At 37.1% G+C, this 24096-nt stretch carries 22 protein-coding genes and 1 tRNA gene; 9 read left to right on the top strand and 14 right to left on the bottom strand.

Going from position 1 to position 24096, the window contains the following annotated elements:
* Positions 1-39: 39 nt before the first annotated feature.
* The gene (locus tag FNW07_RS01880; RefSeq protein ID WP_126742333.1) at positions 40-3912 is read left to right on the top strand and encodes a CotH kinase family protein; all 3873 of its coding nucleotides are present in this window, start codon (positions 40-42) and stop codon (positions 3910-3912) included.
* 65 nt (positions 3913-3977) lie between these two features.
* Here FNW07_RS01880 and rfbD read toward each other — a convergent pair whose 3' ends face one another.
* The 8 genes from rfbD to FNW07_RS01840 are packed head-to-tail and all read right to left on the bottom strand — an operon-like array spanning position 3978 to position 11844.
* Positions 3978-4811 carry a dTDP-4-dehydrorhamnose reductase gene (rfbD, locus tag FNW07_RS01875; protein WP_126742332.1) on the bottom strand — a complete coding sequence of 278 codons (834 nt, stop codon included), beginning with the start codon at positions 4809-4811 and terminating at the stop codon, positions 3978-3980.
* The gene (rfbC, locus tag FNW07_RS01870) at positions 4805-5356 is read right to left on the bottom strand and encodes a dTDP-4-dehydrorhamnose 3,5-epimerase (RefSeq protein ID WP_126742331.1); all 552 of its coding nucleotides are present in this window, start codon (positions 5354-5356) and stop codon (positions 4805-4807) included. Before rfbC ends, rfbD begins: the two co-directional genes overlap by 7 nt.
* 2 nt (positions 5357-5358) lie before the next feature.
* Positions 5359-6216 (bottom strand): glucose-1-phosphate thymidylyltransferase RfbA, encoded by an 858-nt coding sequence (gene rfbA, locus FNW07_RS01865; protein ID WP_126742330.1) that lies wholly within the window; start codon positions 6214-6216, stop codon positions 5359-5361.
* 6 nt (positions 6217-6222) lie between these two features.
* Positions 6223-7197 carry a hypothetical protein gene (locus FNW07_RS01860; protein WP_126742329.1) on the bottom strand — a complete coding sequence of 325 codons (975 nt, stop codon included), beginning with the start codon at positions 7195-7197 and terminating at the stop codon, positions 6223-6225.
* A 10-nt stretch (positions 7198-7207) separates the two neighbouring features.
* Positions 7208-8899 carry a hypothetical protein gene (locus FNW07_RS01855; protein ID WP_126742328.1) on the bottom strand — a complete coding sequence of 564 codons (1692 nt, stop codon included), beginning with the start codon at positions 8897-8899 and terminating at the stop codon, positions 7208-7210.
* Between the two features lie 42 nt (positions 8900-8941).
* Positions 8942-9823 (bottom strand): carboxypeptidase-like regulatory domain-containing protein, encoded by an 882-nt coding sequence (locus FNW07_RS01850; protein WP_126742327.1) that lies wholly within the window; start codon positions 9821-9823, stop codon positions 8942-8944.
* A 6-nt stretch (positions 9824-9829) separates the two neighbouring features.
* Positions 9830-11317, bottom strand: coding sequence for a GH3 auxin-responsive promoter family protein (locus FNW07_RS01845; RefSeq protein ID WP_126742326.1), 1488 nt, complete (start codon positions 11315-11317; stop codon positions 9830-9832).
* A 35-nt stretch (positions 11318-11352) separates the two neighbouring features.
* On the bottom strand, positions 11353-11844 hold the full coding sequence (locus FNW07_RS01840; protein ID WP_126742325.1) for a peptidase: 492 nt from the start codon (positions 11842-11844) through the stop codon (positions 11353-11355).
* A 200-nt stretch (positions 11845-12044) separates the two neighbouring features.
* On the opposite strand from FNW07_RS01840, the gene tatA reads away from it, so the two are divergent.
* The 4 genes from tatA to FNW07_RS01820 all read left to right on the top strand — a co-directional run bounded on the left by tatA (position 12045) and on the right by FNW07_RS01820 (position 14230).
* Positions 12045-12218 (top strand): twin-arginine translocase TatA/TatE family subunit, encoded by a 174-nt coding sequence (gene tatA, locus FNW07_RS01835; protein WP_126742324.1) that lies wholly within the window; start codon positions 12045-12047, stop codon positions 12216-12218.
* A gap of 193 nt (positions 12219-12411) precedes the next feature.
* A complete protein-coding gene (locus tag FNW07_RS01830; protein ID WP_126742323.1) occupies positions 12412-13002 on the top strand; it encodes a bacteriocin fulvocin C-related protein in 591 nt (196 codons plus the stop codon).
* The gene (locus FNW07_RS01825; protein ID WP_158626826.1) at positions 13002-13850 is read left to right on the top strand and encodes a TlpA disulfide reductase family protein; all 849 of its coding nucleotides are present in this window, start codon (positions 13002-13004) and stop codon (positions 13848-13850) included. The genes FNW07_RS01830 and FNW07_RS01825 overlap by 1 nt, the downstream gene beginning before the upstream one ends.
* Entirely contained in the window at positions 13850-14230 is a 381-nt protein-coding gene (locus tag FNW07_RS01820; protein WP_126742321.1) for a DUF1573 domain-containing protein, read from the top strand. Before FNW07_RS01825 ends, FNW07_RS01820 begins: the two co-directional genes overlap by 1 nt.
* 68 nt (positions 14231-14298) lie before the next feature.
* Here the strand turns inward: FNW07_RS01820 and FNW07_RS01815 are convergent, their stop codons facing one another.
* On the bottom strand, positions 14299-16422 hold the full coding sequence (locus FNW07_RS01815) for a Tex family protein (protein WP_126742320.1): 2124 nt from the start codon (positions 16420-16422) through the stop codon (positions 14299-14301).
* A 193-nt stretch (positions 16423-16615) separates the two neighbouring features.
* Here FNW07_RS01815 and FNW07_RS01810 point away from each other — a divergent pair, with 193 nt between their 5' ends.
* On the top strand, positions 16616-17215 hold the full coding sequence (locus FNW07_RS01810; RefSeq protein ID WP_126742319.1) for a hypothetical protein: 600 nt from the start codon (positions 16616-16618) through the stop codon (positions 17213-17215).
* 3 nt (positions 17216-17218) lie between these two features.
* On the opposite strand, the gene FNW07_RS01805 is transcribed toward FNW07_RS01810, so the two are convergent.
* From FNW07_RS01805 to FNW07_RS01795, 3 genes are all read right to left on the bottom strand, one after another.
* Positions 17219-18133 (bottom strand): cation diffusion facilitator family transporter, encoded by a 915-nt coding sequence (locus FNW07_RS01805; protein WP_126742318.1) that lies wholly within the window; start codon positions 18131-18133, stop codon positions 17219-17221.
* Positions 18134-18149: 16 nt separating this feature from the next.
* Complete coding sequence (rpiB, locus tag FNW07_RS01800) at positions 18150-18581, bottom strand: ribose 5-phosphate isomerase B (protein ID WP_126742317.1); 432 nt, start codon at positions 18579-18581, stop codon at positions 18150-18152.
* Positions 18582-19207: 626 nt separating this feature from the next.
* Complete coding sequence (locus FNW07_RS01795) at positions 19208-19447, bottom strand: putative signal transducing protein (protein ID WP_126742316.1); 240 nt, start codon at positions 19445-19447, stop codon at positions 19208-19210.
* Positions 19448-19593: 146 nt separating this feature from the next.
* On the opposite strand from FNW07_RS01795, the gene rnr reads away from it, so the two are divergent.
* The 3 genes from rnr to FNW07_RS01780 are packed head-to-tail and all read left to right on the top strand — an operon-like array spanning position 19594 to position 23182.
* The gene (gene rnr, locus FNW07_RS01790) at positions 19594-21786 is read left to right on the top strand and encodes a ribonuclease R (protein ID WP_126742315.1); all 2193 of its coding nucleotides are present in this window, start codon (positions 19594-19596) and stop codon (positions 21784-21786) included.
* Positions 21787-21795: 9 nt separating this feature from the next.
* On the top strand, positions 21796-22470 hold the full coding sequence (locus tag FNW07_RS01785) for a head GIN domain-containing protein (protein WP_126742314.1): 675 nt from the start codon (positions 21796-21798) through the stop codon (positions 22468-22470).
* Positions 22471-22504: 34 nt separating this feature from the next.
* On the top strand, positions 22505-23182 hold the full coding sequence (locus FNW07_RS01780) for a LysE family translocator (protein ID WP_126742313.1): 678 nt from the start codon (positions 22505-22507) through the stop codon (positions 23180-23182).
* Positions 23183-23457: 275 nt separating this feature from the next.
* Here the strand turns inward: FNW07_RS01780 and FNW07_RS13730 are convergent.
* Together FNW07_RS13730 and folB are read right to left on the bottom strand one after the other, a co-directional pair.
* Positions 23458-23528: transfer RNA gene (locus FNW07_RS13730), tRNA-Cys, on the bottom strand.
* A 104-nt stretch (positions 23529-23632) separates the two neighbouring features.
* Positions 23633-23992 carry a dihydroneopterin aldolase gene (folB, locus tag FNW07_RS01775; protein ID WP_126742312.1) on the bottom strand — a complete coding sequence of 120 codons (360 nt, stop codon included), beginning with the start codon at positions 23990-23992 and terminating at the stop codon, positions 23633-23635.
* Between the last annotated feature and the right edge of the window lie 104 nt (positions 23993-24096).

Genomic DNA, 24096 nt, shown 5'->3' with positions numbered 1-24096 from the left:
TTGACAATTTTACCATTCAGATCATTTAATATACTTATTATGAAAAAAATACATACTCATTATTTGATTTCTTTACTAATACTTCTATGCGCAAATCTGGTTTCGGGTCAAAATTTAGTTATCAACGAAATCTTAACTTCCAATACCTCCATTAATACAGATGAGGATGGCAGTTACCAGGATTGGGTCGAATTGTATAATAACGGAAGTTCAAGTATAAATTTGAACGGCTATGGTTTATCCGATGATCCGGCAGTACTGAACAAATGGGTTTTTCCGAATGTTTCCATTGGTGCCGGGCAATATTTACTGATTTGGTGTTCCGATAAAAACCGCACTACACCGGGCAGTGCGTTGCATACCAATTTCAAAATAAGCTCTTCGGGTGAAACAATTTTATTAAGCAATGCCTCTGGAGTTGTGGTGAGTAGTGTTCCCCCCACCGTTCTGGTACCAGATATTTCATATGGCCGTTTGCCTAACGGAACTGGTCCATATGTGTTTTTCGAAACTCCCACTCCCAATGCAGTAAACGCATCTACTGGCTATACCGGCGTTTTAAATCCGCCCGTTTTTTCTCAAAACAGTGGATTTTTACCTTCAGCTTTTAACTTGACCTTGTCCTCCACTGATTCCGGCGTTACTATACTTTATACTCTGGATGGCTCCGACCCTGATGCAAATAATTTGGGAGGAACTACCTACTCCCATAAAAATCAATATACAGAATTACCGGGACAGCCAACAGGTCCGTTGTTAAATAAAAATTTTCGAACCCTGCAATACAGTGCGCCTTTAAATATTATTGACAGAACCTCCCAACCTAACAAAGTTTCCGCCATTTCATCAACCTATAGTTTTGATCCTTCCTATTATTTTCCGGATAATCCCGTGTTTAAGGGAACTGTCGTAAGGGCTAAAGTCATCAAATCGGGTTTTATATCCAGTAAAATAATAACCAAAACGTATTTTATTACCCCGCTAGGGAGTACCAAATATACTTTGCCTGTGGTGTCGGTAAGCATTAACGAAGACCGGTTTTTTGATTATGACGACGGAATATTTGTTGCCGGTAAAGATTTTGATGACTGGAGAGCCGCCAATCCCAATGGGTCTGCCCGTGCCGGAGATGCAGGGAATTATTACCGCGAGGGCATCGAAAGTGAAAGACAAGGAAATATAAGTTACTTCGTAAATGGTTCCGAAAAGATCAGCCAGGAAGTAGGTTTTAGAATACGCGGCGGATCGTCTAGAAGATATGAAAATAAAAGTTTAAGTGTATTTGCAAGATCTGATTATGGCGATGATGATTTGGACTATAAGTTTTTTACCGATTTGCCATATACCAGTTTCGACAGATTAACACTTTCAAATTCCGGAACTGATTTTCGTAAAACGATGTTTAAAGATGCCCTGGGGCATACAATATGCAAAGAATTGTATCCCGAAAAGGAAGCCTATCAGCCAACTATTGCTTTTTTGAACGGGGAATTCTGGGGAATATATAATATTCGGGAACGCTACGACAATAATTATTTTAAAAGAGTCTATAATACGGATGACGTCGATTTCTTAGAATACAATGGTTCTCCACAGGAAGGAGATGCAGTGCATTATAATGCAATGATGACTTATTTGGAAACGAATTCTTTGTCATCTACAGCAAATTTTGATTATATAAAAACACAATTGGATCCCGAAAGTTTCAGTGATTATTTTATTGCCGAAATATTCCTTCAGAATTCGGACTGGCCTAATAATAACATTCATTACTGGCGTAATAGGGTCGCTTATAATGCCGCCGCGCCCTATGGCCTTGATGGCAGATGGCGATGGATGTTTCATGATCTGGACTCGACATTTGCAGTTGATACCCACGATTTTAATTACAATACCCTAGCAATCGCAACATCCGTTGACGAAAACGGTGTAAATCCGGCTTGGTCTACCTTAATATTACGAAGACTTTTGGAAAACACTACTTATAAAAATGATTTTATAAATCGTTTCGCCGATTTGCTGAATACATCTTTTCTTTCTACAAGAATTATATCAATCATAAACGGGATGTCGGCCGTTATTGCTCCGGAAATGCCCGGGCACATAACCAGATGGAGTTTTCCGGTAAGTATGGATGAATGGAATGAAGATCTTACTTACGAAAAAGATTTTGCAAATGCCAGACCTGCTTTGCAAAGAAATCACATCAGATCCAAATTTAGTATTAGTTCAAATATTAATGCTACTTTAAATGTTTCGGACGCAAGTCACGGATACATCAAAATAAATACGATAAATATCCTGGACGGAACACCCGGAATCAGCGGAAATCCATATCCATGGACTGGAATCTATTTCCATAATATTCCGGTAAAACTGAAAGCCGTTCCGAAAACGGGATATATATTCGACCATTGGAGCGGTGCTTCAACCAGTACCAATGCAGAAATTACAATCACTCCAACCGGTAACTATTCAATTACCGCCCATTTTGTGCCGCAAAGTTCCGGAACGAGTGTCCCGATATATTTCTGGATGATGGACTCAAACATAACTAATAATGCCCCGTTGGAAACCCTTAATTCCACATACGAGTTCAGCAGTAATGGGGTAATCCAATATCAATCTTCGTTGGCGGGATATCCTTTTACAGTATCCGATCCCAATTGGAGAAAAGCATCCATGGAAAGAAGAAATAATCCAACCTCGATTAATTACCGGCCGGAGGCAAATGGAAATGCTGCTTATGATGCAAATGTGATGAGAGGACTGCAAATTAAACAACCATTTCAAAACGGAGGACTGGAGAATACGATGGTATTTAATTTTTCAACGGCGGGATATTCTAACATTAAGTTTTCATTTGCTGCCGTGGATGAACTTGCCGGAATAACAGGCATTACTGTAGATTATGCAGTTAATTCCGGAACGCCAAACTGGATTACTACCGGTCTAACTTCCTCTTCATTGCCGTTAACCGATACTTATCAATTGTTTCAAATTGACTTTACGTCTATAACTACCGCGAATAATAATGCGAATTTTAAAGTTAGACTACGTTTTACGGGATCCAATTTGACACTTGACAATGGTAATCGGGTGACTTTTAATAATTTTGCTGTGGAGGGAACCGTACTTCCGGCTACTTTCAATGTCTCATACACATCGCCCAATGTCTTTACTAAAGGTTCGGCCATAACCAACTTAACACCAACGGCTTCCGGACCGGTATTAAGTTATAGTGTTGCGCCGAGTTTGCCGACAGGATTGTCGTTGAATACCTCCACTGGAGTAATTTCAGGCACACCGACAACGGTTGCCCCAATGGCAACGTATGTGGTGACCGCTACTCACTCGGGTGGCAGTGCGAATGCAAATGTGGTTATTACCGTAAATGATGTGGCACCAAGTTCACTAAGTTATTCTTCCCCGAATGTCTATACCAAAGGTTCAGCCATAACTCCTTTAAATCCATCCGTTTCTGGTGGAACAGTTATTACGTATGCTGTTAGCCCTCCATTACCACAGGGAATAACGTTGAACCCATCAACGGGCGTTATTTCGGGAACTCCGACTGAAACTGCGGGCATGACCACTTATCAGGTTTCCGCTAGTAATTCTGGTGGTAGTGACAATGCCGATGTTGTGATAACTGTAGATAGTCCGCTTGGGGTCATTTTTAATGATTTGGAGAAGCTCATCATATATCCGAATCCATTTTTAGAAATGGTGAACGTAAGTAAATATACGGGGGATGTTTATTATCAGGTTTACGCTATCGATGGTAAAATATTAAAAAACGGTATGATTAGTAATTACCGGATTAACCTGTCTGAATTACCAGGGGGCTTGTATTTTCTTCATTTGAAATTAGAAGGCCAGATAAAAACAATTAAATTGATTAAAGAATAAAAAATCATAAAAAACAAAAAAAGGAGATAACACAAATTATCTCCTTTTTTAATATTTTTAGAATCCTATTGAATTAAGGCATCTTCCCATTTTTTTATTTCTATTCCAAATACTGTTTTGATTTTCGTTTTATCTAATACGCTGTACTTTGGACGTGTGGCCGGGGTAGGGAATTGAGACGATGGAATCGGCTGTAAATCGATCGCCACGTGGTTAATCTCAAATATTTTCTTTGCAAAATCATGCCAACTGGCAATACCTTCATTGCTGAAGTGGTAAATTCCATACGCATTCTTGCCGCTTAAGATAATTTTAATCAGGGCTTCCGCCAAATCAACGGCATGTGTTGGGGTCCCGATTTGGTCATCGACTACACTTATTGATGTCCTTTCTTTTGCAAGACGCAACATGGTTTTCATGAAATTATTTCCAAAACCAGAATACAACCACGAGGTCCTAATGATAAAATAGTGTCTAAGAGCCTGTTTAATGGCTTGTTCACCGTCTAATTTCGTCTGTCCATAAATACTTTGCGGATTGGTTGTGTCTTCTTCGGTATAGGGTATGTTTCTATTTCCATCAAAAACAAAATCAGTAGAGACGTGCAATAACGTAACATTATAGTCCCTACAGGTTTCTGCCAGGTTTTTAGCGCCATTTACATTGATGTCGAATGCTTTTTCGGTGTCGCTTTCCGCTTTATCAACTGCGGTATAAGCTGCAGTGTTAATGCAAAAACTAGGTTTTTCCTTTTCGAAAATGTTTTGAATGGAATGTTTATTAGTCACATCACACTCAAAAGAAGAAACAAATACAAAATTTATTTCGGGATACTTTACTTCAATGGACTGCAGTGCTGTACCCAATTGCCCGTTGGCGCCGGTTACTAAAACTACCATACTTTTCGGGCATTTTCCAATGTTGGCAATACCTTATCTTTTTCTGAAATCAACAGGCCACTTGTGGGAAACTGCCAATCAATATTAACCGTGGGATCGCTGTAAATCAACCCTCCTTCTGAATCTTTGTTATAAAAATTATCGCATTTATAAAAGAAAGTAGCTGTTTCACTCAAAACTAAAAACCCATGAGCAAATCCTCTTGGAACGAAAAACTGTCTTTGGTTTCCGGCTGACAGCATTACCGAGACACTTTCACCAAAAGTCTTTGACTCCGGTCTAAGATCAACCACTACGTCTAGGACCTCCCCGCCCAGAACGCGGACTAACTTGGCTTGGGCGTGTTCTCCGATTTGATAATGCAGGCCCCGAAGGACACCTTTTGTAGAATAAGACTGATTGTCCTGTACAAAGTGCACTGGTTGTCCAATTCCTGTCTGAAATGTGTTCTCGTTAAAACTTTCCATAAAATAACCGCGCTCATCTGTGATGATATTGGGCTCAATTATAAAACATCCTTCTAATTTTGTGGGGATAAATTTCATTTTTAAATAATACTAAGCAAGTGAGTTCCATAACCACTTTTCAGCAAGGGCTGCGCCAAAACTTTCAACTGTTCCGCGTCGATGAAACCCATTCGAAAAGCTGCTTCTTCTATTGAACCAATTTTCAATCCTTGTCTCTCTTCAATTACCTGTACAAACTGCGAAGCCTGCATCAGGGAGTTAAATGTCCCCGTATCAAGCCACGCCGTTCCTCTGTCGAGAATACTTACTTTAAGTTTGCCTCTTTTTAGATATTCTCTGTTCACATCGGTAATCTCCAGTTCTCCTCGGTGACTTGGCTTGATGTTGGCCGCAATTTCGACTACATCATTGTCGTAAAAATAGATTCCCGGTACAGCAAAATTGGACTTTGGTATTTCAGGTTTTTCTTCGATGGACAAGACTTTTCCGTTAGCATCAAAATCTACCACACCATAACGTTCCGGATCATGCACGTGATAAGCGTAGATAATTCCTCCATCAGGATCATTATTCGCCCGAAGCAAATCAGACAATCCGGTGCCATAAAAGATATTATCGCCTAAAACCAACGCCACTTTATCTGTTCCGATGAACTCTTTTCCGATAATAAAAGCTTCTGCCAAGCCATTCGGGTTTTCCTGGACTGCGTATTCAAATCGACAGCCTAAATTTTTTCCATCACCCAATAATTGTTGGAATAACGGTAAATCATGTGGAGTTGATATAATTAAAATTTCGTTTATTCCGGCCCACATCAAAGTTGACAACGGATAATAAATCATTGGTTTATCGTAAATCGGCATCAATTGTTTGCTGACTGCCAATGTCAATGGATGCAATCTTGTTCCTGAGCCGCCAGCTAAAATTATTCCTTTCATCGAATTTTAATTATTTAATTTAGTGGTTTGTCTTTTAAAATATGCTACGAAGGCATTTCCAAGCATAAACATCAAAATAAACAAAATAGGCAAAAGAAATTTCATTTTACCGTTAACAGACTTCGTGCTAACAATATTGATGGTGGTGCTTGTATCTTTTATAATCTTATCGTAGTTTATTAGTTGCAGTCGCATAATACCTTGTTGATTCAGCAGTTCTTCCTTGTTTTTTAAAGCGTCATTCAATTGCGTGGTATTCTCTTTATAATAAACCAGTTTATCTGAACTACCGGCACTATTTCTTAAACTATTTAAAAAACTATCGATTTGCTTCATAATCGAATCGTTTTGGCTCATCTTTAGCTGAATGTTGTTTAACGTTTCATTTTGGACTTTTTTGTAATAATCGGAATTATTCAAAAAAGCCAGAAGTGGCGTCAAGGTCTTCACGTCGCTTGTTTTTTCTTTTGTGGTATACGAGATGACATGAAAAGGATAATTTTTACTTGTTAAATTATCGTCTACAATCTTTTTTATATCACCGTCTTCAGCCAATAATTTAATGAATTCAAAATTAGCGGCATTGCCCTGAATAAATCGATACACATCCGGAATAGGCTCGATTTCAATTTTTAATATTTTTTTTGGGTTCTTAATTCCTATCACTTCTTTTAAAAAGATTGTATCGCCTTCATTTATTTTAGCTTTAATAAGATCAATCTTAGAGTAGAGGTAATCTGTTGAGTCATAATTTGGCGTGACAATGATTTGATTATCATACATTTTTACCGAATCCAGATAAATACCAAGGGCGATGCCAACGATAAAAAGTATTCCGATAATTATAATATGTCGCCAGATAAATAAGATGCTCTTGAAAATTTTTGTCGATATGTTTTCGAAAAAGCCGCCGATTTTTTTTGAAATCTGTGACAAATCAATTTCCTGGTCCTCCGTGTTCATTTTTGAGGTTGAACTCATAGTGTGGTTTTTATTTTACGTTAAAAATTTGTTCCAATATTTTAATGGTAATCAAATAGGTTGGTTTTACCCCTGTAGTCCCTAATCCGCCGGAAGCCAGAGTACTACCCGTTTCCAAAGGATTATCCGAAGCGTAATAGGCATACCGTACTTTTACGTCCGGATTGATGCTTTTTCTGATTTTAGATGCTGACTGGATGGCTTTTTGGTAATAGGCCCCTTCCATTTCCAGTCCAATTACACCCCAGGTCGAATCATGGAAAAATTTCAATAAATCCTTATTCTGTAGCGAGGTTCCTAAAACAGTTACCATTGGTCCGGCAAAAACAGCAATATCGTTTCCTTCCAGCATTTCAGCCGTCAGTTCGTTTTCAAACGTATAATTATCCCCGGTTCCCTCATTGATGTGGGCCGAAGGAATCATGATATCCCCTTTTCCGCCCTGAAGGATTCCGGCTTTACCCATAATCGAAACAGAGACAACATTCAAAAATATTTTATTTTCTTTAGTCAGTTGAAATGGTTTCAACAACTCATCAATAGTTTCATAAGCCTGCTCACCGAAAGCATAATCCATTACGATGATTACCGGTTTTGTATCGTCCAGCTGCGCCTTTGGAAATGCTGATTTTTTCCAATCGATTTGGGCAGTATCGAAAATCTGAACATCGATATTGGTTCCAGAAGTATCCGGAAGCGAAATCATTCCGTGCAGTTTTGCAAAATCCTCTACTTTGTTTCTCACATCGTGAGCTCCCGATTTACTCATTTCTTCGTAAATAAAGAAATCAGATTTGTCTTTGAATTTGGTTTTCAGGACATGGGTCGCAAAAACAGAATTCATCACACTGTGCATGTTGGCACTGATGATATGAATTGGTCGGTCCAGTAACTCGTTATCACGAAGCACTTCCTTGATGTTGGTTGCCCAAATTTCACCGTGGATATGGTGTCCTAAACGTTCTCTCAAGATAGGGCTGAATGTAATGGTTCTTTTATTGTTGCCCAACACTTCTTCCAGGGCCAGTTTTCCTAACCAGTAAATGATGTGAAGGAAACGGTCCGGTTTGTCGGCTGTTCCAAAAGCATCATAGATATCCAGAACCTCAGCAAATGTTCTCGCTAAAATATTGGCCGTATGGGAAATGGCTTTTTCCTTATCTATCAGGGTTAGCTTCTTGTTGGATAAAACCGCTTGCTCCAGTTTTTGCCAATCGCGCGTTACTTCTCCGCTTTCGTCAATCAATACCCGGTCTTTTATCTTATGGGATTCAATAAAAATAAAAGTCAGGTGTGTCAGGATATCATAAATGTCAGAACGTCCGCGAGTAATTTCGACGTTCATCTGTTCGTCATCAATACGGTAACAATTTCTTCTTCTTTTTGGCGGAATAATCGCTTTGAAGTGGGATTTTGAATAGCCTTCATCTGACGTTAAGTTGATAAAACGACATTCTTCAATTCCTACCGGAAGCCTTTCGATTACATACAAAAGTCCGCTTAATTCTACTTTTTCTTCGGCAATAGTTCCGTATATTTCTGGTCGTAATGACAATAAAGCTTCTCGCAAGGTTTCACCCGAAACTCCCATTGGTTTATAGAATCCTCTATTGAACAAATGACGCATCGTGATGTATAATTTCTCAACTGCACTGGATGATTCCTGGGCTCTTGAGCGTACTATGTTTTTAATTTCTTTCATTATAATTTATTTTCTAACCTGCAAATGTAAGTTTTTTATTTTTTAATTGGTCAGTATTAAATTTATTGCCGGTTCGTATACCTTCTTTTTATCAGAGGAATCAAGGGTATTGACATTAATTTGCTGTTTCCATTTTCCTCCCGAAAACGTATATAAGACATCTCTCTCCACATAATTATATAATACCAAGGGAGAATATGTTTTGTAAATAGTTACTTTTTTGGTATAGGGATCTGTAATAATTTTTTCAATTTTATTCTTTTCTATTATTAATTTCTCTAGTCCTACAAAAATTCCGTTTTTCGGTATTTTTAAATCAAATTCCGTTACATCAAACCTATTGGTAAATACTCCTTTTTTCAATTTAACAATTAAGTCGTTTTTTAGCAGTTCTTCACCAGGAAAACCGTTAGTATCCACATTATAGAAATGAATTTTAACCGTGGTGTTTTCTATCTGACTCTCTGCCGATATGGTAACTTTTTTTATGTATTTGGTTTTTTTGTATTTAGTATAATAAGGGAAAAATTTGACATCAATCCTCGGCCCATTTTCAAATGCTTCAAGATATCCACCTTTAACTTTACCAATTTCTATTTGCTTTGTATTTTTCCTTCTGGAAAGAACAACCTCATCCAGTTGATAGGCAATTGGTTTCAATTTTACTTGTCGGGCTTCAGATACCTTAATGATTTTTTTTTCAAAACCCAATACGGAAAAAATTAAGTTTTTGTTTTTTTCGGTTGAACCGATACTGAATTCGCCCGTTTCTTCGGAAGTGGTTCCGATATTCTCGTTTTCTACCCAAATATTCACATACGGGATCGGCTTGCCGGAAATACTGTCCAGAACAACTCCCTTTGTCTGAGCTGAAAAAGTGAGTGTAATTAAAAAAATGAGTATTGAAAATATCTTATTTAGCATCCTTATCTATTCTGTTTTTAAGACCTCTGCAATCTTTCTATCATTACTGAGTCTTGGGATTTTATTTTGTCCGCCCAGTTTCCCTATGGATTTCATATAGTCCTGAAAACCGTTTTTCGTTATTTTGGTAATCACCAACTCCCGAAGCACTTTCCCCGTAATCAAATCGTCGTAGTAGGCGTTTTGTTTGCGCATCGCACGATCAATTGCTGTTGTAAATGCAGCTATGTTTTCCGGTTCGTTTTCAAATTCAATAAACCATTCGTGATACGGTAATCCGTTGGCCGGAGTGATTTGAGGCGCCACGGTAAATTCGTTAACACGAACATGGGTTGCCGCCATCGCTTCCTGCAACGCCGACTCAACTTCCTTTCCGATCACATGTTCCCCGAAAGCTGAAATGTAATGTTTGATTCTTCCCGATACAATCACACGGTAGGGTTTTAACGAGGTAAATTGCACGGTATCGCCAATATTATACGCCCAAAGTCCTGCATTGGTAGAAATGATCAAAACATAATTCACTCCCAATTCAACTTCGGCAATGGTATGGCGTTTTGGATTTTCGGTAAAAAATTCGTCAGATTTTATAAATTCATAAAAGATTCCGGAATTCAATAACAGGAGCATTCCTTTTTCTTTTTGGGAATCCTGATAGGCAAAAAATCCTTCGGAAGCAGGAAACAGCTCGATACTGTCTACCTTCCGGCCAATCAGATTTTCAAATTTGGCACGATACGGTTCATAATTGACGCCGCCATAAATGAACAGATTAAAGTTTTTGAACAAATCGCCGACAGGCTTCCCTCCTTTTTCGTACAGTCGTTCAAAATACATCTGGACCCAAGACGGGATACCGGAAATCACGGTCATATCCTTGTCAAATGTTTCATTTACAATGGTATCGACTTTGGTTTCCCAGTCTTCTATGCAGTTGGTTTCCCACGACGGCATCCGGTTTTTTTGCAGGTATTGCGGAACAAAATGCGCCACGATTCCGGATAATCTTCCGAGTTTGATTCCGTTTTTTTCTTCCAGAACGGGGCTTCCCTGAAGGAAAATCATTTTTCCGTCGACAAAATCAGCTTTTCCGGTTTCATGGATGTAATGCAGTATTGCGTTTCGCGCCGCTTCAATATGGAAGGGCATCGATTCTTTGGTCAAAGGAATGTATTTGGCGCCGGATGTGGTTCCGGATGTTTTGGCAAAATAAAGTGGTTTGCCTTTCCAGAGTACGTTTTCCTGACCTTCTACAACCCTATCAACATACAGCTTCAAAGCTTCATAATCCCGGATCGGAACTTTTTTTGCAAAATCTGCTGTAGTTTTTATCTGGTCAAAATGATGATCAGTCCCAAACTTCGTTTTTTTCGCCTGACGGATTAAACTCAGAAAAACTTTTTGCTGGGTCGCTACAGGATTCGTAGCCCAGGCTTGGGTTTTTTTGTATATTTTTTTGGCAAAAATTCTTGCTGCGGCTGACTTTATTGACATTTTTATATGCGATTCTTAAAAAGAAAAAGTGGTTGCTATTTCGTTTTTGTTTTTTGATTATTATTTTCTTCGTTGGCAACTTCTTCCCGCAATTTTAAATCTTCTTCCGAAGGCTCAAGTGTTACTGTGGACGGATCGGTTATATCAGCCGCCATAATGGAATCTTTATTGACTTGCGCAAATTCCAATTCTCCCGTTAACACTTTTTGGATGGAACTGATATAGGCTTCGTTTTTCTTAAGGGCGTAGGCTAAAGAATCGGATTTCAAGGACAATTCGGTTGCTTCCCTTTTCAGTTGTGAAGAAGAATATCCGGGAATAAATTCTCGCAATGGGGTAAAGGCGATAATATAGGTAGTTACAAATATAATGACCACCGCTCCCAAAGTAGCGACAACGAACACATTCATCAAGGTTAGTTTTAAGGAGAATATTTCTTCAAAAGTATCTTCATTCAATATAACCAGGCGGTTTTTGGCGAATAACTTTTTCTTTAAAACCTGTCTTTTTAGCCTTTTCTGGGACATCTTTACTGATTTGTGATACAAATATAACAAATTAAGTGGGTTGTCGGCCCTTCCTTAATTGTTGTTGCAATCTAAAATTTAGTTGCAAAAGTTTTAACAATTTAAAATCGTTAAATATATACTTCATAGTGACTTTTTCTTTTTACCTTTGTATAAACATTTTTATTACAAAATTTGCTTAGGCATTAATAATCACAATCATGGGAAGATTTGGAGTTACAGAAATCCTTATTATATTAGCTGTCATATTATTACTTTTTGGAGGTAAAAAAATTCCGGAATTGATGAAAGGTCTTGGAAGCGGTATTAAAGAATTCAAAAATGCGGCTAAGGATGAACAACCTGCCGATAAAAAGGAAGAAGAAAAAAAATAAAAAAAGTCCCGATATTCTCGGGACTTTTTTTATGGACAATGGCTAAGCCTTCCTGCAGGTTCTGATGGAACTTTACCTCTTCAGTGAAAAGTTTTGTCAGTTAAATTTTTGGGTTAAGTATGAAAATGTAAGAAAAGTTTACTTATTTTTGTGCGTTTATAACCATAATATTTAATTTTAAACAAAAATCAGTATGAAAAAAATCGTTTTCATTTTCATCGCATCTCTTGCGATGTTCTCATGTTCAACAAATGACATTGATAACAAGGACAATGTATCGGACAAAGTTAATCTTATCAAAATTAAAAATGTCCTTGAAATAAATGACGCTATTTCTAAAAGAGTTGCCTATAGACTTTTAAATCAGTCAGAAAAATTAAAACTTTGGAATGATAAATTAGAATTGGTTTTAGCAAACAATAATTTAAATAGTAAACAAAAACAATGTATTGTTGAATTACAAAAGGAACTCAAAGTTTCGGTTTTTAATAATGGAAATGATGATTATAAAGCATATTTTAAGAATATTTTTGTGAAAAAATATTTGATTAAAATACAATCGTCATTTACAATGAGTGATATTGAAGCGATTTTTTATAACCCAGATAGCAATATAATTTCTGGAGGAGGTTCAAACGACAAATGTAATTGTAATAAAGGATCGTTGGTTGGTTGTGGAGCATCTGGAAGTTGTGAGGATAAAAGATGTCCGGATGCAACTGCTACTGGATGTGGTTTTCTTTGGGCTTGGGAATGCAATGGAAAGTGTGGGTTGTTGGAATAATGAAAAAAATAAAATTTATACTTTACTGCATAGCTTTAAACTGTGCAGTAATTTTTTTAAGTCCTCTTCATTTTTCTGTGCGCTTTATTGGGACGGCAATCTTATTATTTTTTGGAGGAATCTTTTTGTTAAAACGGAGCCCATTTCAAAATAAAATAATAAATTGGTTTTCCATATTCGGGATATGGATATGTCTAATTAGTGCTCTCTTTATTGGTTCTTTTCTTTACTCTGGTTTTAAGGCTGCTCCTATTTTTATAATTAGTTTTTTTGCCACAGCGTTAGCGACCATTTTATATAAAACAGAACCAAAGATCCTGCTGAAATCATCTATACTATATATGACATTCGTTGGTTTATCAACTTATCTTTTACCGAATTATTATGTTTTTATCAGTCACCATAAAAATGAAATGATTAGTCAACCGTTACCAGATTTGACTATTTATAATGAAAATGGAACTCTTTTTGATTTAAAAAAGGAAAAAGGGAAAATTTTGGTTTTTGATTTATGGAATTCTTCCTGTGGAAATTGTATTAAAGCTTTTCCTAAATTCGACGAATTAAAAAAAGAGTTTAAAGACGATACTACTATCCGCTTCTATTCTGTTAATATCCCATTGGATCGTGATATCGATAAAAAGGAAGCTGTTCGAAAATTTACACATGAATATAGTTTCCAAACTCTCTATGCGGACAAAAATATATCGAAAACACTTCATATTGAAGCGGTCCCAACATATTTAATTATAGATAAAAATCAAACCATTAGATATGTTGGCGATTTAAATACGGAAAAAGATATATTCTACAATAATTTTTATGACATCTTAAACAAAATAAAATAATGAAACATAAAATCATTTTAGGATTATTTGTGATTACTACAATGTCCTGTAATAGGAGCAAATCAGAATATGCGACCTTAAAAACTGAAAAAACATTTGATTTTGGAACAATTTCTATACACGACACGGTTAATCACGTTTTTGAGGTGAAAAACACGTCAGATAAAAAATTAGAGATTTCGCAGATAGGAACAAGTTGCGGATGCACTGGCGCAATCATTTCAGATTCCATTGTTTCAAAGAATGAATCTGCAAAAATTAAAGTACAATTTATTCCAAAAAAAGATCAAGTTGGACAAATAAATAATTCTATTGTTATAGAAGCAAATACAAATCCACCATTTACCACGATTTATATAAAAGGAACCGTAAAAGAATAATTTTTGGATATTAAAATAGAAATTCCAAATTCCAATTATTATCGCTGGAATTTGGAATTTCTATTTTCCTACAAAACCATACTCAGCTGCACTCTTTTTCGTTCCTCATCCACTTCGGTGACTTTTACCTGCACGTGTTGATGAAGCTTTACCACTTCATTCACGTCTGACACAAAACCCGCTTTGAGTTGGGAAATATGAACCAATCCGCTTTCTTTGATTCCGACATCGACAAAACAACCGAAATTGGTGATGTTATTGACAATTCCCGGTAAAATCATTCCGGTTCTCAAATCTTTGATGCTTTTTATGTTCGGGTCAAATTCAAAGACCTTAGCTGATTTTCTGGGATCCAAACCCGGCTTTTCCAATTCTTTGATAATATCCTTCAATCCCAACAATCCTATTTCCGGGGTGACGTAATTTTCCGGTTTGATCAAAGCTGTTTTTTCTTTGTTCGCAATCAATTCCTGTACCGACAGTTTCAGGTCTTTGGCCATCTTTTCCACAATTGGGTAAGCTTCAGGATGTACCGCCGAATTGTCCAAAGGATTTTTGGCGTTCGAAATCCGGATGAAAGCCACTCCTTGCTGGAATGCCTTTTCGCCCAGACGAGGCACCTTTTTAAGTTGTTTCCGATCTTCAAAAGGGCCATTTTCGGCACGATACTGTACAATGTTTTCGGCAAGCTTCTCTCCTATTCCACTCACATAACTCAATAAATGTTTGCTTGCGGTATTAATGTTGATTCCGACCGAATTTACGCAGCGCACCACAACCGTATCCAGTTCTTCTTTCAATTTCGTCTGATCCACATCGTGCTGGTATTGGCCTACGCCGATTGCTTTCGGATCTATTTTTACCAATTCGGCCAACGGATCAGATAAGCGTCTACCGATCGAAACCGAACCCCGAACCGTCACATCGTAATTAGGAAATTCATCCCTCGCAATTTTGGACGCCGAATATACTGAAGCGCCTGCCTCGCTTACTATGAAAACCTGCACGGGTTTATCGAAAGCGATTTTCTTGATGAAAAATTCGGTTTCACGTGATGCGGTGCCGTTGCCAATCGAAATCGCATCAATCTTATAGGCATTAACCATCGAGCGGATTTTTTTCATCGCAATAGCCGATTCATTTTGCGGCGCATGCGGAAAAATCGTTTCATTGTAAAGTAAATCTCCCCTTTCATCCAGGCAAACCACTTTACAGCCACTACGGAAACCCGGGTCGATTGCCAGGATTCTCTTTTCTCCCAAAGGTGGTGCCAATAATAATTGGCTCAAGTTATTGGCGAAAACCTGGATGGAATTAGCATCGGCTTTGGCTTTTGCTTCCTGAAGGGTTTCATTTGAAATCGCCGGAGCGAGCAATCTTTTGTAACTGTCCTGTATGGCTAATTGCAAATGCGGTTTGGCATCGCTATTTTTTTTAATAATCTGTTCTTCAATTAAATCCAAAGCTTCATCAGTTTCAACTTCTATTTTCATTTTGACGAATCCTTCATTCTCAGCGCGAAGCATGGCTAATAGCCGGTGGGAAGGCGTTTTGGTTAATCCTTCCGACCAGTCAAAATACTGATCAAATTTCTGCGCTTTCTCATCGTCTTTTTTGGCTTTAACTACTTTGGTTGTAATGGTGGACTTGCGCTGAAAAAGTCTTCGCATTTGCTTCCGCACATAAATATTCTCATTGATCCACTCGGCAATAATGTCTCTGGCGCCCTGCAGCGCTTCATCTTCATTAATAACTTTATCGGTTAAATATTTTGATGCTACAAAATCAATATCCTCATTATTTTGCGCCATGATTATTTTGGCCAGCGGTTCCAGTCCGTTTTCCCGGGCGACATCGGCTTTTGTTTTTTTCTTCTTTTTGAAAGGCAGGTAAAAATCCTCCAATTCATTCAGATCAAAACTTTGCTGGATTTTTTTGTCTAATTCCGGAGTCAGTGCATGTTGTTCCTGAATGGATTTTAAAATGGCTTCTTTTCGCTTGACGATAGTTTCGTAATCTTTCTGGAGTTTGGCTATCTGTTCTATCAGCACCTCATCAAGGTTTCCAGTTTTGTCTTTTCGGTAACGGGAAATAAAGGGAATCGTACAATCTTCCTGAAGCAATTGCACGGTATTCTGGATGTTAATCGCTGCAGTTGCAACGTATTGTTTGATAAAATCGATATTAGTCATAACTGCTCATTTGCGTTAAAAAAATGAAAAACAAAAATACATAACGAAACGGTTTCCTATTAAAATAAATCTAAAATTTAACGGTTGGTTGTGCTTTTTTTCTTAACTTTATAACTAGCTGATTATCAAACAACAAATACTACAAATCCGCCTACGTGCTATAAATAATAAGTATTAATTAAAACATAAAAAAATGAGAACAAATACTATTAAATGCAGTTTGCTGATAGGTTTGGCATTATCATTTCTTTCTTTCGCGGCTTTCGAAATTCCTCCAGGATGGTTTAAATCCGGAAGCGAACCTGCCAGCTATGATATGGGTATAGAAAAAGGCTCCGGAATGGATGGTAAAAATGCCGCCACAGTTAAATCCATAACGAGCAACATCACTGGATTCGGGACCTTAATGCAAAGTTTTTTACCAAAAAAATATGCCGGTCAAAGAATCCGATTGTCCGGGTATGTCAAAACGATCGATGTTGCCGAAAAAGCGTGTTTGTGGCTGAGGGTAGAACAACCTAATTCCCAACAATCGCTTGCTTTTGATAACATGCAAAACCGACCAATCCGCGGTACTAATGATTGGAAAAAATATGAAATCGTATTGGACGTTCCTGCCAATGCTTCCAAAATTTCCTGTGGTGCCCTGATAAAAGGTACCGGGCAGATTTGGTTCGATAATTTAACTTTAGAGGTAGTAGACAACTCTATCGCGACCACCAACGTTAAAACAGCACGGTTGGAAGTGAATACTGAGCCGTTGAATCTTGATTTTGAAAACGGTTTGCGATAAATATTAATCCTGAACAATATAATCCTTTGGGTCTTCCTTATTGTATTCAGGTTGAATATTGATATGGTTTATATGGAATTTATGGAACAATACCTGTTCCACCTCATGAAGTAATGCATTGAACTCCGACATTTTGATATCCTGCTGACAGTCCAAATGCGCTTCCAAATGCAATTCTTCATCATTAAGATGCCAGACGTGAATATGATGCAGCTTATTTACGCCTGGAATTTTATGTACTTCCCGCACGATTTCCTTAATGTCAATATGTGCCGGTGTAAAAAGCATCAGCATTTTGGTAGAGCTTTTCAGCAAATCAACACCGACTATTATCAAGTACACAGCAATAATCAGAGTCATGACGCTGTCGACCCAAAACCAGCTAAAATATTTCATTAATAAACCTCCGATCAAAACAGCCACAGAAGCCATCATATCTGTAAACAGATGCAGATAGGCCGATTTCATGTTCAGATTTTTATCGGCGTCGCCTTTCAGCAGTAAAGCTGAAAAACCATTGGCGGCAATTCCCAGAATGGACATCCAGATAACTAACGTAGAACCAATAGGCTCGGGGTGTAAAAATCGTTGTGTAGCCTCAATTATCAAATAAATAGCCACGACAATCAAGGTCATCGAATTGATAAACGCGGCAATCAGTTCAGCTCTTTTGAAACCGAACGTTTGGTTAATTGACGCTTTTTTGCGGGAAAGTTTATGGGCAATATAAGTAAAGACCAACGACAATACATCACTAAAATTATGGAGCGCATCTGAAATCAATGCCAGACTGCCGGAAACAATCCCGCCCACAACCTGCGCCACCGTAATAATGACGTTTAAAACAATCGAAAACAATAGATTCTTCCCTTTTACTTCATGTTTGTGAATATGGACATGGGAATGGCTGTGCATCATGTATTGATTTTAAGAATTATTGACAGGCGATTTTATCCACCCTGTTTTGGTGTCTTCCGCCTTCAAAAGCAGTGGCGATAAACGTGGCCACCATTTCTTCTGCTTGTTTTATAGAGGTATATCTCGCCGGAATACTGATCACATTCGCGTCATTATGCTGGCGTGCCAATTCGGCTATTTCTTTTGTCCAGCACAGAGCGGCGCGTACACCTTGGTGTTTGTTGGCCGACATCGCTATTCCGTTGCCGCTTCCGCAGATGACGATTCCGAAATCCGCTTTACCGTTAGTGATATCGTTGGCAACAGGGTGTGCAAAATCAGGATAATCGACACTTTCAGAAGTATCGGTACCATAATTGGTCACCTGATGTCCTTTTTCTTCAAGCATTTTTATGATGGCTTTTTTATACTCTGGTCCTGCGTGGTCGTTTCCAATGGAGATTTTCATTTTGTCGTTGTGTTTTGTTGTTTACAAATTTACCAAAAAGATATGATTGGTTAATAACTGTTTTTAGTTTATTTCAACAAGGCTAAACCTATTGATAATCAGCTATTATAGACATTTTTAGGATTGTTGATAATGTAATTTAATTGTTAATTTTTTGTAATGTTAACAGTATTCCATAAACGATTGATTTTCAGTTTACTTTAATTTAACAGGAACTGTTAATAACTTGATATCGAATTTTAGAAGTATTTTTTGGTTATCCGGAAAAAAAACCTAATCCAAAACCGGGTTGAAAAAAACTAATTTAGTTCGATGAATTTTTAGAATAGTTATCAATATCAAAAAGGCTGTTGTTAACAAAAATGGTTTTGTGAACTTATCTACAAAAACAGTCAATTTTCAATTGTTAACAGTTGTTAATCAAAAAGTGAAATCGGTTCGCTTTAAGATCATTATCCTTTTTTATAGCTGTTGATAACTATATATAATAATTCATAACCCTAAATCAATACTTTTTAAAATAAACTTATTGTAGCTATTAACACGCTATAATAACCATCAAAAAATATTTTAAATTTAAATTTTCTTTTTGTTGTATTTAATATATGTTGACAACTTTTCTGCAGTTAAACGATTTTTAAATTAGTTTCATCGTTTAATTGGTCTAAAATGGCTTTAGCTTCTTCAACATCGTTGGGATGGATTTTTAATCGGATACCTCCTAAAGCCTGAGAATACATTGGGGCAATAATAGTCATCATTTCGTTCTCGAAATAATATTGCAATTGTGATTCTTCAAGAAGATGTTTCAGGATAACGATTTCATGAGGATAATAAAAATAGGCGACCGTGATAAACTCTTCCATATTTTTTAAATCTTTATATAAAGATACGAAGATTTGGATTTTTAAATTTTAATCCTTTACAAAAGTTATATTTTATTTAAATCTGGGTATTAACAGTAAACATCTGATAACTATTTTGTAATTTTCAACCTTATAAGAAAAGATTTATGAGTAAAAGACTTAGAAAGCCGGTTAAGAAGGAGCAGGATTTAACCGCAAAAATTTTAAAAGTATTATCCCAAAACGCAAATAAGGTATTCAACTACAAACAGATAGGAGCCAAGCTCGAGCTTGATGATACGCAAAGCAGAAATCAGATTATCAAAGACTTGAAAATACTCAAAGCACAAAATAAGATTGATGAGACAGAACCCGGTAAATATGTCGTGGTAGCTGCCAGTAAAGATTACTACGAAGGAAAAGTGGACATGACCGGTCGTAAAACGGCTTATTTTGTCTGTCCTGATTTTACAGAAGATGTGTTTATTCCGACCAACAATTTAAATCACGCTTTGGATGGTGATACCGTAAAAGTCTACGTGTATAACCGAAGAAGCGGTAAAAGAGCCGAAGGAGAGGTTATAGAAGTCCTTGAAAGAAAGAAAACAGATTTTGTTGGAGTTATTGACATACAGAAGAATTTTGCCTTTGTATCGACTGCCAATCCAAAAATGTATACTGATATTTTTATTCCAAAAAATAAATTAAACGAAGCTCAAAATGGTGATGTGGTTTTAGTCCATATCGAAGACTGGCCAGCACGAGCCGACAGCCCGTTTGGTTCTGTTATCAAAGTTCTGGGAAGACCCGGAGAACACAATACTGAAATCCATGCGATTTTAGCCGAGTACGGTTTACCGGCAGAATTTCCTTTAGAAGTTGAATTGTATGCCCAAAAAATAGATACTTCCATTCAGGAAAGCGAAATCGCCAACCGTCGTGATATGCGCGATACGTTGACTTTTACGATTGATCCAAAAGATGCGAAAGATTTTGATGATGCGTTATCTTTCAAGATATTAGAAAACGGAAATTATGAAATAGGTGTTCATATTGCCGATGTTTCCTATTATCTGGAAGAAGGAACTATCTTAGATGATGAAGCTTACCAGAGAGCTACCTCTGTTTATTTGGTTGACAGGGTAGTGCCGATGTTGCCGGAAGTATTATCTAATTTTGCCTGTTCGTTACGTCCTAATGAGGAAAAATATACATTCTCCGCTGTTTTTGAAATAAACGAAAAATCACAAGTTATCAATGAATGGTTTGGAAGAACCGTAATCTATTCGGATCAGCGATTCTCGTATGAAGAAGCACAGCAGATTATTGAAACCAAAGATGGTGCAATTCGGGAAGATATTTCAATTACCGGAAAGTCCTACCAGGTTTCCGATGATATCGTTGCGGCCACTTTAAAACTAGATCAATTAGCAAAAATTTTACGAAGAAAGAGAATGGCCGAAGGTGCTATTTCTTTTGATAAAGTCGAAGTAAAATTTAATCTGAATGCCAAATACGAACCGGTAGGTGTGTTCTTCAAAATTTCAAAAGATGCCAATCATCTGATTGAGGAATTCATGCTTTTGGCCAACAGAAAAGTCGCTGAATATATCGGAAAACAAAAGAAAACGTTCGTCTATCGTATTCACGATGAACCGAATGAGGATAAATTATTAGCAATGCAGACGCTTATTGCAAAGTTTGGACATAAAATCGATCTAAGCAATAAAGAGGATATTTCAAAATCCCTGAATGGTTTGTTGAGTGATGTGGTTGGTACAAAAGAACAAAACCTGATAGATACTTTAGTAATCCGAAGTATGAGCAAAGCCAAATATTCGACTGATAATATTGGACATTACGGTTTGGCTTTTGATTATTATTCGCATTTCACCTCGCCAATCCGTCGTTATCCGGACGTTATGGTGCATCGTTTATTGCAGCATTATTTAGACGGAGGAAAATCGGTGGATGAGGATCTGTATGAAACAAAATGTCTGCATTCGTCCAGCATGGAAGGTTTAGCGACCAATGCAGAGCGAGACAGTATCAAATATATGCAGGTGCGTTATATGCAGGATCATAAAGATCAGGAGTTTTTAGGGGTTATTTCCGGTGTGACCGAATGGGGAATTTTTGTTGAAATCATCGAAAATAAATGTGAAGGAATGGTCCGGATTAGGGAAATCAAGGATGACTATTATACTTTTGATGAAAAACAATATGCTTTAGTGGGTGCTACAACGCATAATCTATTGCAATTAGGAGATGAAATCTATGTTAAAGTTAAAAATGCCGATTTGGTTAAAAAACAATTGGATTTTAATTTTATAAGAAAAAATGAAAGTAAACTTTATTAAAATAAAACAATGAAATATAAGTTGATTGTCTTGCTTTTACTGGCCCAGATTGGGTTTTCGCAAGAAAAAAACACTAAAAACTTAGGAGATTTTGATGGCGTATCAGTCTTTGATAAAATCTCGGTAAAGTTGATTCCATCCAATGAAAATAAGATTGAGATCTCTGGAAACAATGCTGGAGAAGTGGAAGTGGTCAATAAGAACGGAGAACTAAAAATCAGGATGCCATTAGGTAAATTATTAAAAGGAGAGGATATCACAGCGCTTTTGTATTTCCAGAAAATAGAAAGCATTGAAGCAAATGAAGGTTCCTATATTTCCGGTGAAAAAACATTCAAACAAATAGCCATGACGATTCATGCCAAGGAAGGATCGTCCGTTAAACTAAAATTAGAAGTCAAAAAAGCAGATATCCGTTTGGCTTCGGGAGGCATCATTGAAATAGAAGGATCTGCAGTCAATCAAAATGCGGCAGTTTCTTCAGGAGGTCTCCTAAGGGCCGAAAAATTGCAAACCGAACAGACTACAGTCAACGTAAATGCAGGTGGAAGCGCAGACATCAGAGCTTCTGAATTGGTTGATGCTAAGGTCACAGCCGGTGGAAATATTACAATTTTTGGCAAACCCAAACAGATCAATCAAAAAACTAGACTTGGCGGATCTATTAACGAAAGCAACCGATAGTGTATATTTGCATTCAAATTTATAAGTTCATTTGATGATAGGAGATATTCTAACGGGAATTCCACTTGGATTTTTTTTAAGTTTTTTAATCGGCCCTGTTTTCTTTGTATTACTGGAAACCAGTGCTGTAAAAGGATTCAGAGCGGCGATAATATTTGACTTAGGTGTGGTTTTGGCCGATATTTTTTTTATTGCTGTTGCTTATTTCAGTAGTTACCGACTCATCCAAACCATCAAAAACGACCCTGCAATCTTCATTTTTGGAGGTATCTTAATGCTGACATATGGTCTGGTTTCTTTTATCCGTTTACGGAAAATAGCATTGGTAAATGACGATGAGGAAGTCATTGTCGGATTGATTAAAAAAAATTATTTTAGCCTCTTTGTCAAGGGCTTTTTACTGAATTTCATCAACGTAGGTGTATTGTTATTCTGGTTTTTGATTTTAATTACAATTGGACCAAAATTGCAATTGGAAACCTCCCGAATGATTACGTTCTTTAGTTCCGTGATTGGGACATATTTGGTTGTGGATGCCGGAAAGATACTTTTGGCGAAACAATTGCGTCACAAATTAACACCAACCAATATCCTAAAAGTCAAAAAGTTAATTAGTCTCCTGCTGATAGTATTCGGATTAGCCATCATGTTGCAGGGTTGGTACCCTAGTGATCAGAAAATGGTCAAAAAGGCATTGGAGAAGATAGAATAATTTAATTTTTCAACCTGTTTTACTTTGAGGTTTCCAAGGCATCTCGCATATTTTAACATCTCTTTATAAAGTGAACCTCCCATTTTCTTTAATAATTTTCTATTATCAGTGCGGATTCGAACACTTCTTTGCATAATTTTTCTTAAAAATTACCAAAAAAAAGCCTGCAAATAGCTTTTGAAGGTTAAATTGTTAGGAGTGCGCGAATCCCTTTAATTAATTTTTCTTAAAAATTACTAATAAAAAAAGAGACACTTTTCAGTATCTCTTTTTAGAGGCATCGTGCGGATTCGAACCGCAGTAGGAGCTTTTGCAGAGCCCAGCCTAGCCACTCGGCCACGACGCCATTATTGAATGGATGGCAAATGTAATTAAAAAGATTAAAGTTTTAAAATTAAAACTTTAAAAAATTTTAAGAAAGTCGTATTCCCGCTGGATAATTCCCGAACTCTAATTTCTATATTCTTCCATTTCAATGGTAACTGCTTCAACATCACCACCAATAGGCGGATTCAGTTTTGAAACCCCTAAAAAGATTCTCGAAACCGACGGTATTTCCTTAAAGATCCGAGTAATAATGCGATGCCCGACATGTTCCAATAAATGAGAACGGACGTCCATTTCTTCCACTACTATGGTATTCAAAAGCACATAATCCACAGTATCTTTTAGGTTATCTGAAAGACAGGATTTCCTCAAATCGGTTTTGATTTCCAAATTAATGGCGTAGTCCGATCCAATTTTTCCTTCCTCAACCAGACAGCCGTGGTAGGAATACGTGCGTATATTTTTTAATTTTATGGTGCCCATTTTTTTATAGTTTTGTTTAAATATTTCGGGTGTAAAGTTTAAGGTTGTTGTGCTAACTTTAAACCTTAAACCTTAAACTTTTTTTTACCTTTGCTAAAATAAAA

It is taken from the genome of Flavobacterium sp. GT3R68 (genome assembly GCF_007109225.1).
GTDB lineage: Bacteria > Bacteroidota > Bacteroidia > Flavobacteriales > Flavobacteriaceae > Flavobacterium.
This window is presented reverse-complemented; position numbering and strand designations above follow the sequence as displayed.